The 15568-nt window shown below is 38.4% G+C and carries 14 protein-coding genes; 9 read left to right on the top strand and 5 right to left on the bottom strand.

What is annotated here, in order from left to right; all coding sequences use genetic code 11:
- The first annotated feature begins 7 nt into the window (after window positions 1-7).
- The 3 genes from scpA (at window position 8) to KHA87_RS08880 (ending at window position 4010) form a co-directional block, all read left to right on the top strand.
- Window positions 8-2185 carry a methylmalonyl-CoA mutase gene (gene scpA, locus KHA87_RS08890; protein ID WP_213093714.1) on the top strand — a complete coding sequence of 726 codons (2178 nt, stop codon included), beginning with the start codon at window positions 8-10 and terminating at the stop codon, window positions 2183-2185.
- Window positions 2185-3312 carry a methylmalonyl Co-A mutase-associated GTPase MeaB gene (meaB, locus tag KHA87_RS08885; protein ID WP_213093713.1) on the top strand — a complete coding sequence of 376 codons (1128 nt, stop codon included), beginning with the start codon at window positions 2185-2187 and terminating at the stop codon, window positions 3310-3312. The genes scpA and meaB overlap by 1 nt, the downstream gene beginning before the upstream one ends.
- Before the next feature lie 209 nt (window positions 3313-3521).
- The gene (locus tag KHA87_RS08880) at window positions 3522-4010 is read left to right on the top strand and encodes a BrxA/BrxB family bacilliredoxin (RefSeq protein WP_283249424.1); all 489 of its coding nucleotides are present in this window, start codon (window positions 3522-3524) and stop codon (window positions 4008-4010) included.
- 61 nt (window positions 4011-4071) lie between these two features.
- Here the strand turns inward: KHA87_RS08880 and prli42 are convergent, their stop codons facing one another.
- Window positions 4072-4164, bottom strand: coding sequence for a stressosome-associated protein Prli42 (gene prli42, locus KHA87_RS08875; protein WP_213093711.1), 93 nt, complete (start codon window positions 4162-4164; stop codon window positions 4072-4074).
- Window positions 4165-4352: 188 nt separating this feature from the next.
- Between prli42 and mce the strand changes: the two genes are divergently transcribed.
- From mce to KHA87_RS08850, 5 genes are all read left to right on the top strand, one after another.
- The gene (mce, locus tag KHA87_RS08870; protein ID WP_213094289.1) at window positions 4353-4763 is read left to right on the top strand and encodes a methylmalonyl-CoA epimerase; all 411 of its coding nucleotides are present in this window, start codon (window positions 4353-4355) and stop codon (window positions 4761-4763) included.
- A gap of 32 nt (window positions 4764-4795) precedes the next feature.
- The gene (locus KHA87_RS08865; protein ID WP_213093710.1) at window positions 4796-6343 is read left to right on the top strand and encodes an acyl-CoA carboxylase subunit beta; all 1548 of its coding nucleotides are present in this window, start codon (window positions 4796-4798) and stop codon (window positions 6341-6343) included.
- A 149-nt stretch (window positions 6344-6492) separates the two neighbouring features.
- Window positions 6493-7614, top strand: a complete 1122-nt coding sequence (locus KHA87_RS08860; protein WP_213093709.1) for a tripeptidase T — start codon at window positions 6493-6495, stop codon at window positions 7612-7614.
- 309 nt (window positions 7615-7923) lie between these two features.
- Window positions 7924-8403: a chemotaxis protein CheW gene (locus KHA87_RS08855; RefSeq protein WP_213093708.1), complete on the top strand. Its 480-nt coding sequence runs from the start codon at window positions 7924-7926 to the stop codon at window positions 8401-8403.
- Between the two features lie 37 nt (window positions 8404-8440).
- A complete protein-coding gene (locus KHA87_RS08850; protein WP_213093707.1) occupies window positions 8441-9643 on the top strand; it encodes a DNA polymerase IV in 1203 nt (400 codons plus the stop codon).
- 30 nt (window positions 9644-9673) lie between these two features.
- On the opposite strand, the gene KHA87_RS08845 is transcribed toward KHA87_RS08850, so the two are convergent.
- Together KHA87_RS08845 and zwf are read right to left on the bottom strand one after the other, a co-directional pair.
- Window positions 9674-10126 carry a YueI family protein gene (locus tag KHA87_RS08845; RefSeq protein WP_213093706.1) on the bottom strand — a complete coding sequence of 151 codons (453 nt, stop codon included), beginning with the start codon at window positions 10124-10126 and terminating at the stop codon, window positions 9674-9676.
- Window positions 10127-10436: 310 nt separating this feature from the next.
- On the bottom strand, window positions 10437-11939 hold the full coding sequence (gene zwf, locus KHA87_RS08840) for a glucose-6-phosphate dehydrogenase (protein ID WP_213093705.1): 1503 nt from the start codon (window positions 11937-11939) through the stop codon (window positions 10437-10439).
- A 384-nt stretch (window positions 11940-12323) separates the two neighbouring features.
- On the opposite strand from zwf, the gene rnz reads away from it, so the two are divergent.
- Entirely contained in the window at window positions 12324-13250 is a 927-nt protein-coding gene (gene rnz, locus KHA87_RS08835; RefSeq protein ID WP_213093704.1) for a ribonuclease Z, read from the top strand.
- Between the two features lie 44 nt (window positions 13251-13294).
- On the opposite strand, the gene namA is transcribed toward rnz, so the two are convergent.
- Together namA and proC are read right to left on the bottom strand one after the other, a co-directional pair.
- Complete coding sequence (gene namA, locus KHA87_RS08830; protein WP_213093703.1) at window positions 13295-14317, bottom strand: NADPH dehydrogenase NamA; 1023 nt, start codon at window positions 14315-14317, stop codon at window positions 13295-13297.
- A gap of 78 nt (window positions 14318-14395) precedes the next feature.
- A complete protein-coding gene (proC, locus tag KHA87_RS08825) occupies window positions 14396-15214 on the bottom strand; it encodes a pyrroline-5-carboxylate reductase (RefSeq protein WP_213093702.1) in 819 nt (272 codons plus the stop codon).
- Between the last annotated feature and the right edge of the window lie 354 nt (window positions 15215-15568).

The raw sequence follows: 15568 nt of genomic DNA, 5'->3' as shown, positions 1-15568 counted from the left end.
TTCATTTATGAAGCCAAATTTTCAAAACATCCATCCTGGCAATATTTTAGATCACGGAGCGGAGGCAAATAAGAAAATTCAAGCAAAGAATGAGCCTATCCGTACTAGCTATACTACTAATGAAAAAATAAACATTAAACCATTGTATACGCGAGAAGATACAAAAGGATTTTCGCATCTCCGTGACCTGCCAGGCTTAGAGCCTTTTACAAGAGGGCCGTATCCCACTATGTATGTAAATCGTCCGTGGACGGTTAGACAATATGCAGGTTTCTCTACTGCAGAGGAAAGCAATGCCTTTTATCGCAGAAATTTGGCAATGGGACAAAAAGGTTTATCGGTCGCCTTTGATTTAGCAACACACCGCGGCTATGATTCAGATCACCCAAGAGTAACAGGAGATGTAGGAAAAGCCGGAGTTGCTATTGATTCTATAGAAGATATGAAAATCTTATTTGATGGCATTCCATTAGACCAAATGTCAGTGTCAATGACAATGAATGGTGCCGTATTACCGATTATGGCTTTTTATATTGTTACTGCTGAGGAGCAGGGGGTAAGTCCGGATAAACTTTCTGGCACGATTCAAAATGATATTTTAAAAGAATACATGGTTCGCAATACTTATATCTATCCTCCGGAGATGTCCATGAAGATTATCGCCGATATTTTTGAATATACCTCTAAAAAGATGCCGAAGTTTAATAGTATTTCCATATCCGGATATCATATGCAGGAAGCAGGAGCACCTGCAGATATAGAGCTGGCTTATACCCTTGCAGATGGACTTGAATATGTTCGTACCGGTCTAAAGGCAGGAATCGATATTGACTCGTTTGCTCCAAGGCTTTCCTTCTTCTGGGCAATTGGGATGAATTATTTTATGGAAGTGGCGAAAATGCGGGCTGCAAGACGAATTTGGGCACAATTAATGAAGCAATTTAACCCCAAGAACCCTAAGTCACTTGCATTAAGAACACATTCACAAACATCCGGGTGGAGTTTGACGGAACAGGATCCATATAACAATGTTATAAGAACCCTGATCGAGGCACATGCAGCAGCGATGGGGCATACTCAATCCCTTCATACAAATGCCTTAGATGAGGCGATTGCTTTACCAACTGATTTTTCAGCAAGAATTGCCCGAAATACCCAGCTTTATTTACAAGAAGAAACAGGCATTACGAATGTGATTGATCCATGGGGAGGTTCTTATTACGTAGAATCTCTTACCGATGAATTAATGAAAAAGGCTTGGGAGCATATGGAGGAGATAGAAAGTCTGGGAGGAATGACAAAAGCAATTGAAACAGGTCTTCCGAAAATGAAAATTGAAGAAGCGGCTGCAAGAAGGCAAGCATTTATCGATTCAAAGAAAGAGACGATTATTGGAGTGAATCGTTTCCGTCTAGAACAAGAAGAGCCGATTGATATCCTTAATATTGATAATGCCATCGTTCGGCAAAAGCAAATCGAAAGGCTGCGAGAGCTAAAGGCAGCCCGAAACGAATCGGAAGTCCAACTTTCACTTGATGCGTTAACGGAAGCAGCAAAATCAGGAAAAGGAAATCTATTGGAATTGGCGGTTGCTGCTGCAAGAGCACGTGCTTCTCTTGGTGAGATTTCAGATGCTATTGAGAAGGCTTCAGGCAGACATAAAGCAATAATCCGTTCGATCTCTGGCGTTTATGGTTCGAACTATTCAAATGATGAAGAAATAGTGGAAGTAGTAGAAATGACGAAGCAATTTCTGGAGAATGAAGGAAGAAGACCGCGTATATTAATTGCGAAGATGGGACAGGATGGACATGACCGTGGTGCCAAAATTATCGCTACTGCCTTTGCAGATTTAGGATTTGATGTTGATATCGGACCACTTTTTCAAACACCGGAGGAAACAGCCAGACAAGCAGCAGAAAATGATGTTCATGTTATCGGGGTAAGCTCGCTAGCTGCCGGTCACAAAACGTTATTGCCAGAGTTAGTTCAAGAATTAAAAAATATTGGAAGAGAAGATATTATTGTGGTAATTGGAGGAGTTATTCCTGCGCAAGACTATCCTTTCTTAAAAGAAAATGGAGCTTCCGCTATTTTTGGTCCGGGAACAGTTATCCCTGTTGCTGCTCAAAAGGTTATTGAGGAAATATATCGTCGCCTTGGCTATGAGGAAGTGACGGAATAATGAAGGAGCCAAAACGTCCAGAATGGTCAGAATCCCATCCGGCATTTTCTACATCCTATATGCCGGGAATTGAATCAACACATGATGGATTTAAAACGTCTGGAAAAAAGAAATTTCAAAAGGTTAATGCTGCTAATCTACCAATTGAAGAAATAGCACGGAAATTAATGGCGGGTGACCGCATTATGCTTTCGAAAGCCATTACCTTGATTGAAAGCAATGCAAAGCAGCATTTTGAAATGGCGCAGGATCTATTAAATTTTTTACTTTCTAATGTATGCTCCTCCATTCGAATTGGTATAACCGGAGTACCTGGTGCAGGGAAAAGCACTTTCATCGAAGAGTTTGGATGTTATTTATGTGATCAAGGCCATAAAGTAGCTGTGCTCGCCGTAGATCCTAGCTCGACCGTAAGTGGTGGCAGTATATTAGGGGATAAAACGAGGATGGAAAAGCTTGCAAAGCACCCGAATGCTTTTATTAGACCGTCTCCGTCTACAGGTACACTTGGAGGCGTTCATCGAAAGACAAGGGAATCTATTACGGCATGTGAAGCGGCTGGATACGATATTATTATTGTGGAAACGGTTGGAGTTGGTCAAAGTGAAGTAATGGTAAGAGGAATGGTTGATTTCTTCTTACTCCTATCTATTACAGGTGCCGGTGACGAGCTTCAGGGCATGAAAAAAGGTATAATGGAGCTTGCTGATGCTATTATCGTTAATAAAGCGGACGGTGAAAACAAAAAATTAGCAGAGAAAACAAAGCGAGAGTATAATCAAATTCTTCATTTTTTAATGCCGGCAACAAAGGGGTGGGAAACAAAAGCATATACCTGTTCAGCATTAAATGGTGATGGAATTCCTGAAATATGGAGAATAGTAAATAGATTTTCTCAAATAACCAAAAATAACGGTGTTTTTACGGAGCGCCGTAGATCGCAGTTAAAAGAGTGGATGTTTGCAATGATACAAGAGCGACTGGAAAATTCCTTTTTCCAGCATTCCTCCGTAAAAAAGCACCTTCCTATAATCCAGAATGCAGTTATGCAGGAAACAATTACGGTAGCGAAGGCAGTGGATAATCTGTTTCATAAGTATCAAGAAGAAAATAAATTAATAGATTAACAGGATGTTTTCACATAAGTGGGTGTTTTTCGTATACAGATATAAATTTTATTGTAGAAAAGAGCCATTAAAAAAGGATAGCGTATTAACGCTATCCAAAAAACATCTAGGGAGTTTAGGGGTATGGATCTAGATGTATTAATATATTACCCTTTAAAACAAATCTTAAACATTTAGAGGGAAATTAATCTCGATAATTTGAAAAACAGATGAAAAACCTGTTATTATTAATAGGAGTTACGATAGAAAGGAAGCGAATATTAGGTATGGATTTTAATATATTTATGAATGATGTTGTTCGCCAAGCACGTGACGAAGCAGTTAGTGCTGGTTATAAAGAATTAAAAACAGTGGAAGAAGTAGATTCGGCATTAAACCAAAAAGGCACTACTCTTGTTTTAGTGAATTCTGTATGCGGATGTGCTGGTGGGATTGCACGCCCAGCAGCGGCACATGCTTTACATTATGATAAACGTCCAGATCATCTTGTAACAGTATTTGCTGGCCAAGATAAAGAAGCAACAGAAAAAGCTCGTAGCTATTTTGTAGGATATCCGCCATCTTCACCGTCTTTTGCACTTCTAAAGGACGGAAAACTTTGTACAATGGTGGAAAGACATGAAATCGAAGGTCATGATCCAATGTCTGTAGTGAATAAATTGCAAGAAACCTTTGAAAAATATTGCGAAGAAATGTAAAACCCGGGAAATCCCGGGTTTTTTCTATTTGTATAGCTACTTGCTCCTATCGGATTTGTCCTTATAAAAGCGAAGCTAATCCAACTAAAATAGTGGAGGCAAGCATGGCAATTAGCATCAAATAGACAACGAATTTTTGAGTCTTTTTTGACATACCTATATCACTCCTTGCTCATCCTTTTCAATATATATATTTTAGTGGTTAATTTTCATTCAGACAAGTGCTATTACAAGCAAAAAAAGTAGTTTTAGTGAAAATCTCATAGGCTAGCAGGATTTTCGACTTTCGCTGTTTAAGTATATATAGTAGATTGTTGCAGCAAGGGGGAAATGAGCGAGATGATGAAAAATGTTGATCATATTGGTATAGCGGTTCGTTCCATTGAAGAAGTATTACCTTTTTATACAGAAACGCTTTCACTCAAATGTTTGGGATTGGAAGAGGTTGTTTCGGAAAATGTTCGAGTAGCATTTATTGATGCAGGTAATATAAGATTAGAGCTGCTTGAACCAATGAATGAAACATGCGCCATTGCAAAATTTCTTGAGACAAGAGGACAAGGGATACATCACATTGCATTTGGAGTTCATAATATTGAGGAACGCATACAGGAATTAAAGGAAAACGGCATCCGGATGATTCAAGATGTTCCAAAACTCGGTGCTCATGGGGCAAAGGTTGCTTTTATGCATCCTAAATCGGGACATGGAGTATTATATGAACTCTGTGATAAAGAAAACTCGCAGAAATAAACGGATCTAACAAACATCAGGGGGTAAGAACGATGACAGATATTTATGAAAAAATAAATGATTTGTATGATCGGAAACGAAAGATTGAACTTGGCGGCGGCGATGATAAGATTGAAAAACAACATCAAAAAGGCAAACTGACTGCCAGAGAAAGAATTGAGTTATTAGTAGATCCCGGTTCATTTGTAGAGCTGAATGCATTTATTGAGCATAGAGGACATGATTTTGGTCTTGGGGATGTACCTGGACCTGGAGACGGCGTAGTGACCGGATATGCTAAAGTAAATGGGCGTCCAATCTATTTATTTTCTCAGGATTTTACCGTTTTTGGCGGTGCATTAGGGGAAATGCATGCCCAGAAAATTGCTAATGTAATGGACTTAGCAGCTCAAAATGGTGCCCCATTTATTGGTCTTAATGATTCAGGTGGTGCACGTATTCAAGAAGGGGTAGTATCACTGGATGGATATGGACATGTATTTTACCGAAATGCCATTTATTCTGGAGTTATTCCACAAATTTCTGTCATAATGGGACCGTGTGCAGGTGGTGCTGTCTATTCTCCTGCTATTACAGATTTTGTATTCATGGTCGATGAAACAAGTCAAATGTTTATTACCGGTCCAAAGGTGATTGAAACCGTTACAGGAGAAAAGATTTCTTCTGAAGATCTGGGAGGTTCGAAAGTACATAATACAATTAGCGGAAACGCCCATTTCCGTGCAGGTTCAGAGGAAGAAGTACTGCAAATGGTAAGAACCTTATTAAGCTATTTGCCCCAAAATAGTAAAGAAAAGGCGGAAAAGCATTCGTGGGAAAGCGATGATTACAGACCTGATTTAACAGATGTTATTCCTTTCGATGCCGTACGGCCATATGATGTTCGTTTAGTAATTGAACAGGTTGTGGATGAGGGCTCATTTTTTGAGGTTCACAAGGAATTTGCGAAAAATATCGTGGTAGGATTTGCAAGAGTCCGGGGAGAAGTAATTGGATTAGTTTGCAATCAGCCTAAATTTATGGCAGGTGGATTAGATATTGATTCCTCTGATAAGGCATCAAGATTTATTCGTTTTTGCGATTCATTTAATATTCCCATCATCACTTTCGAGGATGTTACCGGATTTTTTCCAGGAATTAAGCAGGAGCACGGTGGAATAATTCGTCACGGTGCCAAAATTCTCTATGCTTATTCAGAGGCGACTGTACCAAAAATAACGATTATTTTGAGAAAGGCATATGGCGGTGCATATGTTGCACTTAACAGTAAGTCAATAGGTGCAGATATTGTATATGCGTGGCCAAATGCAGAAATCGCCGTTATGGGACCAGAAGGAGCTGCAAACATTATTTTTGCAAAAGAAATCGCAAATAGTGATAATCCGGAGGAAACTAGAAAACAGAAAATCGCTGAATACCGTGAAAAATTTGCCAATCCATATATTGCTGCTTCAAGGGGAATGGTAGATGATGTGATTGACCCTCGTGAAACGAGAATAAAGATCGTGCAGGCTTTAGAAATGCTGCGGAATAAACAAGAAGACAGACCATATAAAAAGCATGGAAATATTCCTTTATAATGGTTTTTGCAGGATAAATGCAATCGTTATGAATACTGTAAAGAATATTTGTACGTGTCGAAAATTAGCGATATACTAATTATGATAATAATCTGATGCTTATTGCATTATATAGAAAATCTATTTATTACATAGTTGGAGGTCCTACAATGATTAATCAAGAGCGTATATTAAATGAATTTCTTGAATTAGTGCAAATCGATTCCGAAACAAAGCAGGAAACAGAAATTGCTAAGGTTTTAAAAAAGAAATTTGAAGACCTTGGAGTAAATGTTTACGAGGATGATACTACAGCTCAAACTGGACATGGTGCCGGAAATTTAATTTGTACTTTAGAAGGTACTAAGTCTTCAGCAGATGTTATTTATTTCACTTCCCATATGGATACCGTAGTTCCAGGTAATGGGGTAAAGCCTTCTATAAAGGATGGTTATGTTGTAACAGACGGTACTACTATTTTAGGTGCTGATGATAAAGCAGGTCTTGCTGCTATGTTTGAATCCATTCGTGTTCTAAAAGAACAAAGCATAGAACATGGTACTATTCAATTTATTATTACCGTTGGTGAAGAATCAGGTCTAGTCGGAGCAAAAGCGTTAGACCCTTCACTGTTAAAAGCAAAATATGGATTTGCACTGGATAGCGACGGTAAGGTTGGAAACGTTGTGGTTGCTGCACCGACTCAAGCTAAAATAAAAGCAGTTTTACTTGGAAAAACAGCTCATGCAGGAGTAGCACCGGAAAAAGGTATTTCCGCTATTTCTATTGCTGCAAAAGCAGTATCCAAAATGCCCCTTGGTAGAATCGATGAAGAAACAACAGCTAATATTGGCCGTTTCGAGGGTGGACAGGCAACTAATATCGTATGTGACCGTGTGGATATTTTAGCAGAAGCACGTTCACTAGTTCCGGAAAAAATGGAGGCACAAGTGGCAAAAATGAAGGAAGCCTTTGAAGAGGCAGCTAGGGAAATGGGCGGTAAGGCAGAGGTTGAGGTTCAGGTCATGTATCCGGGCTTTAAATTTTCTGATGGAGACCAAGTAGTAGAAGTAGCTAAAAAAGCCGCTGCAAAAATTGGCCGTGAATGCAAATTGGAACAAAGCGGTGGCGGCAGTGATGCTAACGTAATAGCTGGATTCGGTATCCCTACGGTAAACCTTGCTGTTGGATACGAAGAGATTCATACAACAAATGAAAGAATGCCAATTGAAGAATTAGTGAAGCTTTCAGAAATGGTTGTTGCCATTGTGCAAGAGGTTGCGGGAGAATAAAAAAGCGAAAGCACTTTGCTAATCGACGTACGGACTATTGAAATTTGAAATGTAATTTTACTGAGTGAAATTTGAAATGTAATTTCAATTGTAGGTGCTTCGACTGAGATAAAGGAAACACGATGAGGTACGAATCGATGTTGACTTATCGTAGGGAGAAAGACCCGGAAGTCCGCTAGTCGATAGGCACAGTAGCTGGACAATGACTAGCCATATAGTTAATCTATATAATATAGGATTTATAGTTTTTGAATATTCTAAAAAAGTGAGCAGACTTTTTCAAGTCTGCTCTTTTAGGAGGAATTATTTGTGTCACAAAGCAGTAAATCAGTCATTTTTCTAGTTGGGAATGAGGAATACGGAATACCGGTGGAATATGTAATATCCATAGAAAAGAATGAAAATATTACTCCTATCCCCCATCTTCCATCATTTGTAAAAGGGATTGTAAAATCAAGAGGGGAGCTTATTCCTGTTATTGATTTTGAAATGGTTCTTTATCAAAGGTCAGTGGGAGACGACGAAGAAATTCGAATGATTGTACTTAACACGGAAGAAATTTCGATTGGATTACTTGTGAAGGAAGCTAAGGAGATTTTGGATATTCCAAATGAATCTTTAAAGCAAATAGGTTTAATGGCCTATCAGAAAACTGCGTATTTTTCCAGTGTTGCCAACTTGGATGAAAGATTAATAACAATAGTGGATCCTAATATATTAGTATCTTCTTTAGAAGGAATAAAAGAAATCAAAGATTATATGAAGGAATATGCTGAGCAGGTACAGTAATAGTGATTGTGTCTCATTATTTTAGGAAGTGTCTATTATGAACCAATTTTATCCTAAAAATGGAAGAGTCATACTGCATGTTGATATGAATAGTTTTTTTGCAGCTGTAGAAATGGCCCATGATTCATCCCTTAAGGGGAAGCCGTTGGCGATTGCCGGGAATCCCGAGGAAAGAAAGGGTATTGTCGTTACATGCAGCTATGAAGCAAGAAAATTCGGAGTGAAAACGACCATGTCAGTGTGGGAGGCAAAAAAGTTATGTCCCGATCTTATTATTATGCGGCCTAATTTTCATCGCTATCGAGAAGCTTCTGCTGCAATGTTTGCGATTTTAAGGCAATATTCCAATCTGGTTGAGCCTGTTTCTATTGATGAGGGTTATGTAGATATTACGGAGAGTGTGGAATACGGAACGCCTATAGAAATTGCCGGTAAAATTCAAAAGCAATTAATTCATGAGCTAGATTTGCCGTCCAGCATCGGGATTGCCCCAAATAAATTTCTGGCGAAGATGGCGTCGGATATGAAGAAGCCTATGGGAATCACTATTTTGCGAAAAAGAGATGTCCCACTAAAATTATGGCCGTTACCATTAATTGAAATGCATGGGATCGGCCAGAAAACGGCTGATAAATTAGTTGCAGCTGGGATTGAGAAAATAGGAGATTTAGCAAAGGCAAACGATATTTCTTTACGCCATCTTCTTGGCATTCGAGGTACGCAATTAAAGGAAAGGGCAAATGGCGATGATAAAAGGAAGGTAGACCCTGATTCGGCTAATGAATTTAAAAGTGTAGGCAGCTCGCTGACATTACCTAAAGATATGAGTAATCAGCATGAGCTTCTGGTGCAATTAGAAAAATTATCAAAAGAAACCGCCTATAGGCTAAAGCAAAAAGAATATTATGCTACCAATATTTCGATTACCATCCGTTATAAAAATCGGCAAACAATTACCCGTAGTCGAAAATTGCAAAATCCGATTAATAAAATCGAGGATATTTCAACTGCTGCAAAACAATTATTTCTTAAGCATTGGAATGGGAACCCGGTAAGGCTATTAGGAGTAACCGGGCAAGATTTGGTAGAGCAGAATCAAGCCGTTGAACAATTGGATATATTTTCATATGAGAAAGCAGCAGAAAAAGAACCCCTTTATAATGTGATGGAGATGCTTCGTTCCAAATTTGGGGAAGATGCCATAACAAAAGGGGTTTCTCTGAAAAGAAAAAAACACTAGTTAATCTTAAAGGGAATATCCAATCCCATTTTAATGTTTTTTCTTCATCCTACCTTTAAGGGAGGACCACAATCCTCTCTTTTTTTTGTTTTCTTTTTTCGGGATTGCTTTGCTTTTTTGAATATATATATTTTCCTTATCAATTGCATAACTATGGGCCAGTACTAAACCAATATTAGTTGAATTCGTATGATTGGTGACGATGGAAAAGTTATTTCCGTACTTTTTGGCAATTTGAAGGTATTTGGATATGGCTGAGTAAAGTAAATCACCATTTACTAACAGGTTGGCATCCGGATTCGTTTTAATGAAATCCTCGACTTCTGGATAAACGCTCTTTTCCATTACCTGACTTTTTGTTAATGCTACAATAATCCTTTCTCTATATGTTCCTAAATACTTCTTTTTTTCAGCAGGCTTAATTTGTTTTTCTCCGTATAAGCCTTTTTCTAAATAATCATCAAGGCTAGGCCCGTTTCTCAACAAACTTACCTCCTATTTTTTTATTCAATATACAACATAATCGCTAATGGGTAAATACGTTCCAAATTCGTGAAAAAAAGACCCCATGATATTTCATGAGGTCAATTCTCGATCATTAAGAAATTTATTTTTCCAATGTTGTTTATGTCTAGCTCCAAGTGAAATTGTCACTTCAAATTTCACCGAGTGAAAATGTCACTTCAAATTTCACCGAGTGAAAATGGCACTTCAAATTTCACCGAGTGAAAATGGCACTTCAATTTTCACTAGCGCCTATCGGCTAGCGGATTAGCAAGGCGCTTACACTTTTCTAACAATTATCAATCTCCAAATCAGTTACAGGCCACCAGAAGTAACCATCTTTTTCAAGAAGTTCATCGGCTTTCTTTGGTCCCATCGTTCCGGAAGGGTAGTTTGGAAATTCTTCCTGTTTCTTGTGCTCCCACACTTCAGAAATTTTGTCCACGAAATTCCAGGATAATGCCACTTCATCCCAGTGAGCAAAATTTGTGGCATCCCCTCGTAAACAATCATATAAAAGCTTTTCGTATGCCTCTGGTGTATTAATTCCATGAGTGCTTGTATTAGAAAAGTTTAATTTAACTGGAGTTGTTTCCATATGCTGCCCGGATTTTTTAGCATTGAGATGCAGAGTAATGCCTTCTTCAGGCTGAATATGAATGACTAATAAATTTGGTGCCAATTGTTGCTCAGTTCTATAATACAGATTCATTGGGATATCTTTAAATTGTATGACAATCTTTGTTGACTTTGCTTCCATTCTTTTTCCTGTTCGGATATAGAATGGGACGCCAGCCCATCTAAAATTATCAATCATCAATTTTCCTGCTACAAATGTTTCGGTATTGGAGCTTGGATCTACATTTAATTCATCCCGGTAGCTCGGTACATCTTGGTCTTCAATTTGCCCTGCACCATATTGTCCACGAACAAAATATTCTTTCACTTCTTCTCCTTCAATCGGGCGGAGTGCACGGAATACACGAACCTTTTCACTGCGAATTTCATCTGTTGATAACTTAATTGGCGGTTCCATTGCAAGCAGTGCTACCATTTGCAGCATATGATTTTGAACCATATCACGCAATGCACCGCTTTTTTCGTAATATCTTGCCCTTTCCTCCACACCGAGAATTTCACTCGATGTAATTTGAATATTGGAGATATAGCGATTATTCCATAGTGGCTCAAACAATGCATTCGCAAAGCGAATCACTTCTATGTTTTGTACCATGGCCTTTCCGAGATAATGATCGATTCGATAAATCTCTTCTTCATTAAAAGCCTGTCGAATTTGGGCATTCAATGTTTTTGCAGATTCCAGGTCATGTCCGAATGGCTTTTCAATTACTAACCGTTTAAATCCATTTGTATTATTTAAACCATCTGTCTTTAAATGTTCTGCAATTGTGCCAAAGAATTCTGGAGCCATCGCTAAGTAAAAAATTCTATTTCCATTTAATGAGTATTGCTCATCAAGCTGGTCCGCTAATTCTTTTAATTCTATGTATGATTCACTATTGGTTACATCATGTGCTTGGTAATAAAAATGAGAGACAAATTCATCTACATTTTCGCTTTTGCCGATTGAAGTCAAAACGGCATCTTTGACATTTTCCTTTAATTCCTCATGTGTCCATTGGCGTCTTGCTGTTCCAATGACGGCAAAATGGTTGCCAAGCTTTCCTTTTCGATATAAATGATAAAGGGAGGGGAAAAGTTTGCGCTTTGCTAAATCGCCAGTTGCACCAAAGATCATGATTAATGAAGATGGAATTTCAGCAGGTTTCATAACAGTGATACCTCTCTTTTTTATTTTCCTATTGATAGAAGACTGTTTTCATATATATTATTGCTTTTCGTATCTGTTAAAAATCCAAACGTTGGTTTTAGTTTTGGGGCATCTTTTCTCGTATGTTTATTTTATTCTTAACCTAATAATGGATGGTTATGAAGTTTTGATATACGAAAGCAATATTGTTTAAGAAAAGAGCGTTATTGAATGCAATAAAACCAAGTTAACACTTCTAAAAATAAAAAGTCCCTACAAGTTCATAATTCTATCGTTTGCAAACATGAATAGCAATATATTTGCTGCTTTATACTGTGAATATAGGAGCATAATGTATTTTTGTGGTACTATATGGATGGAAAGAAGTAATGGGAGGGCAAGAGAGTGGAATTATTATTTTTAGGAACTGGAGCAGGAATACCTGCAAAACTAAGAAATGTGACTTCCATTGCATTGAAGTTATTGGAAGAGAGAAAAGCAGTTTGGTTATTTGATTGTGGTGAAGCAACCCAGCACCAAATTTTACATACAACATTAAAGCCAAGGCGAATCGAAAAAATATTTATTACTCATTTACATGGAGATCATATATTCGGTCTGCCTGGATTACTTGGGAGTCGTTCCTTTCAAAGTGGCAACACAGAATTAACCGTATATGGTCCTAAGGGGTTGAGGGAGTTTATCGAAGTATCCCTGCAGGTTAGTGATACGCATCTACAATATCCGTTAAGGATTGTAGAGGTAGAAGAGGGAATTATTTTTGAAGATGATCAATTTATTGTAGAGGCAGCTAGGCTGGACCATGCAATCGATTCATTTGGCTATCGCATAATAGAAAAGGATAGACCAGGAACTTTGGATGCGAAGAAGCTTCAGGAGGAAGGAATACCACCTGGACCAACTTATGCAAGACTAAAGAATGGTGATTCCGTCCAGCTTTCAAATGGAAAAATCGTGAACGGAAAAGATTATCTCGGTCCAGCGTTAAAGGGTCGAATTGTTACTATTTTAGGCGATACAAGAACATGTGAAAATGCAATGAGATTAGCTTTAAATGCCGATGTTCTTGTCCATGAATCCACCTTTTCGGCGGAAAGTGTGGAAATGGCATTCGAGTATTTTCATTCCACTACCTCTCAAGCTGCAAAAACAGCAAAAGTAGCGAATGCAAAGTTGCTTTGTTTAACCCATATTAGCTCCAGGTATAGTATGGAAGAATCCAACCATCTTGCTGATGAGGCGAAACAGATTTTTCCTAATACTTATATTGCACATGATTTTTTTGAAATTAGCATTCCCATTCAAAAGTAAAATGGCCATTGTCGTGAACAAGGGCCATTTCTTCATTGTATTAGTTAAGCATTCCAACCACGTTCGTATTGTACAGGAGATTTAATTTCGACTCCAAGCTCTTTTGCTGCCGTACGTGGCCAATACGGATCTCTCAATAATTCACGAGCAATAAAAATTAAATCTGCACGCTCATTTTGTAAAATTTCCTCGGCATGACGAGGAGATGTAATAAGTCCGACTGCTCCCGTATCTATATTTGCTTCATGCTTAATAGCCTCTGCGTATTTTACTTGATAGCCCGGGTAAACATTAATTCTTGCAGGAACAACTGCGCCGGAACTTACGTCTATTAAATCAACATCTTGTTCCTTCATCCATTTGCAAAATGGAACATAATCGTCAATATCCAGCCCTTCCAGATCATAATCATTTGCGGATACGCGAACCATTAACGGACCATCCCAGACAGTTTTCACTGCATCGATGATCTCCTTTAAGAATCGATAGCGGTTTTCTGCTGAACCGCCATAATCATCCTTGCGATGATTGGATAATGGAGAAAGGAATTCATTGATTAAATATCCGTGTGCTCCATGAAGTTCGATGACATCAAACCCTGCCTTCTTAGCACGAAGCGCACCTTGTTTAAATGCCTCGATCGTTTCCTTAATGTCTTCCATACTCATTTCTTTTGGTGTCTTCATTTTTTCATTAAAGGCTATCGCTGAAGGAGCAATTATTTCACCATCTAAAACAGCTTTTCTCCCAGCATGAGCGATTTGGATACCCGCTACAGAACCATGTTCTTTTATCATTCCAACAAGCTTGCTAAGGCCTTCTATATGCTCGTCACTCCAGATGCCCAAATCCTGCGGTGAAATTCTTCCTTGTGGCGTCACAGCTGTTGCTTCGAGAATGATTAAGCCAACCTGCCCGACTGCACGGCTAGTATAGTGTGTATAGTGCCAATCCGTTACTTTTCCGTCTTCATTATGGCAAGAGTACATACACATAGGGGACATGACGATGCGGTTTTTTATGGTGATATTTTTTAGCTTATATGGCTCAAATAATTTTACTGACATATATAGACCTCCTCATCCAAATTAATCTTATTATAACAATGGCCTCCTACTATATAAAAGAAACTTGCTTACAAAGTTTCAATCTTTAGAATGCTGTTTGGAAAGTCGTTTGGATTGCTTGGTTGCTTCTTTAATGCAATCTACAAAGGCGTCTTTGACTTTATGACGGTCAAGCATACGAATTCCTGCCTCTGTTGTTCCTCCTGGACTTGTTACAGCAAAACGCAATTTTTCCGCTTTTTCGCTTGATTGGCTTAACATTTCTGCTGCACCGAGTAGTGTTTGCACTATTAGCTTTTTAGCCATATCTGTTTCTAATCCTATTTCCATTGCACTGTTTTCCATTGCTTCGACAATATAATATATATAGGCAGGTCCGCTGCCAGATAAGCCTGTCACTGCATCTAGTTTTTCCTCATCCACCATTACTGTTAATCCGATGGAGGAGAAAAGGGTAAATGCATAATTTAAATGATGTTCCTTTACCACTTTATTTTTTGCAATAGCAGTGGCCGATTTGCCAATAGCAGCAGATGTATTTGGCATGGCTCTTATGATTGGGACTTCTAAGTTTAATATGTTCTCCATTGACGATAAAGATACTCCTGCAATGACCGATATAAGAAGGGTATCTTGCTGAAGATATGAGGAGATTTTCTGCAGCACCTCCATCGCATCCTTTGGTTTAACCGCTAGTACCACTATATCGGTTTGGTGAAATAAATTATGAAGATTATAAGTGGTTTGTACCCCATATTGATTTCGCATATACTGCAATCTTGATTCTTCGGAGCGATTGGTGACATAAATATGGTGCTTTTCTACAACATTATTTTTCACCAATCCGCCAATTATTGCTTCCGCCATTGAACCTGCACCGATGAAGGTTATTTTCATATCACATTCCTCCTGTCTTTTTAATATAACCAAAAACAAAAAGCCCCCCATCCAAAGGACGAAGGGCGATTTTTCGCGGTACCACCTTAATTGAATGCCAGTGAGCATTCATCTCTAAATCGTTAACGCCGAAATACGTATTGGTTTTCCAATCAGCTCACAAGGTAGGTTCGTATGAAAAAGGGGATGATGAAGTCTCTCAGCCCGTGAACTTCAATCTCTTTCATCATTTTTCATCTAATAGCCTTGATCAAAGCTATTTGTTTTAAGTTTAAATTATATTCGATTATGCAAAAGGAAGAGCTTGTCTGTCAATAGCTTTTTTGAAAATTTTCTGCATATTCTATTTTGATA

Source organism: Bacillus sp. FJAT-49736 (genome assembly GCF_018343615.1).
In the GTDB taxonomy this organism is placed as follows: domain Bacteria; phylum Bacillota; class Bacilli; order Bacillales; family Bacillaceae_C; genus Margalitia.
The sequence above is the reverse complement of the archived record's forward strand: the minus strand, read 5'-3'. Positions and strand labels throughout refer to the sequence as shown.

Coding starts and splice junctions, on each gene's coding strand:
- scpA (WP_213093714.1), top strand. CDS start 8: ATGAAGCCAAATTTTCAAAACATCCATCCTGGCAATATTTTAGATCAC.
- meaB (WP_213093713.1), top strand. CDS start 2,185: ATGAAGGAGCCAAAACGTCCAGAATGGTCAGAATCCCATCCGGCATTT.
- KHA87_RS08880 (WP_283249424.1), top strand. CDS start 3,522: ATGAAAAACCTGTTATTATTAATAGGAGTTACGATAGAAAGGAAGCGA.
- prli42 (WP_213093711.1), bottom strand. CDS start 4,164: ATGTCAAAAAAGACTCAAAAATTCGTTGTCTATTTGATGCTAATTGCC.
- mce (WP_213094289.1), top strand. CDS start 4,353: ATGAAAAATGTTGATCATATTGGTATAGCGGTTCGTTCCATTGAAGAA.
- KHA87_RS08865 (WP_213093710.1), top strand. CDS start 4,796: ATGACAGATATTTATGAAAAAATAAATGATTTGTATGATCGGAAACGA.
- KHA87_RS08860 (WP_213093709.1), top strand. CDS start 6,493: ATGATTAATCAAGAGCGTATATTAAATGAATTTCTTGAATTAGTGCAA.
- KHA87_RS08850 (WP_213093707.1), top strand. CDS start 8,441: ATGAACCAATTTTATCCTAAAAATGGAAGAGTCATACTGCATGTTGAT.
- zwf (WP_213093705.1), bottom strand. CDS start 11,939: ATGAAACCTGCTGAAATTCCATCTTCATTAATCATGATCTTTGGTGCA.
- namA (WP_213093703.1), bottom strand. CDS start 14,317: ATGTCAGTAAAATTATTTGAGCCATATAAGCTAAAAAATATCACCATA.
- proC (WP_213093702.1), bottom strand. CDS start 15,214: ATGAAAATAACCTTCATCGGTGCAGGTTCAATGGCGGAAGCAATAATT.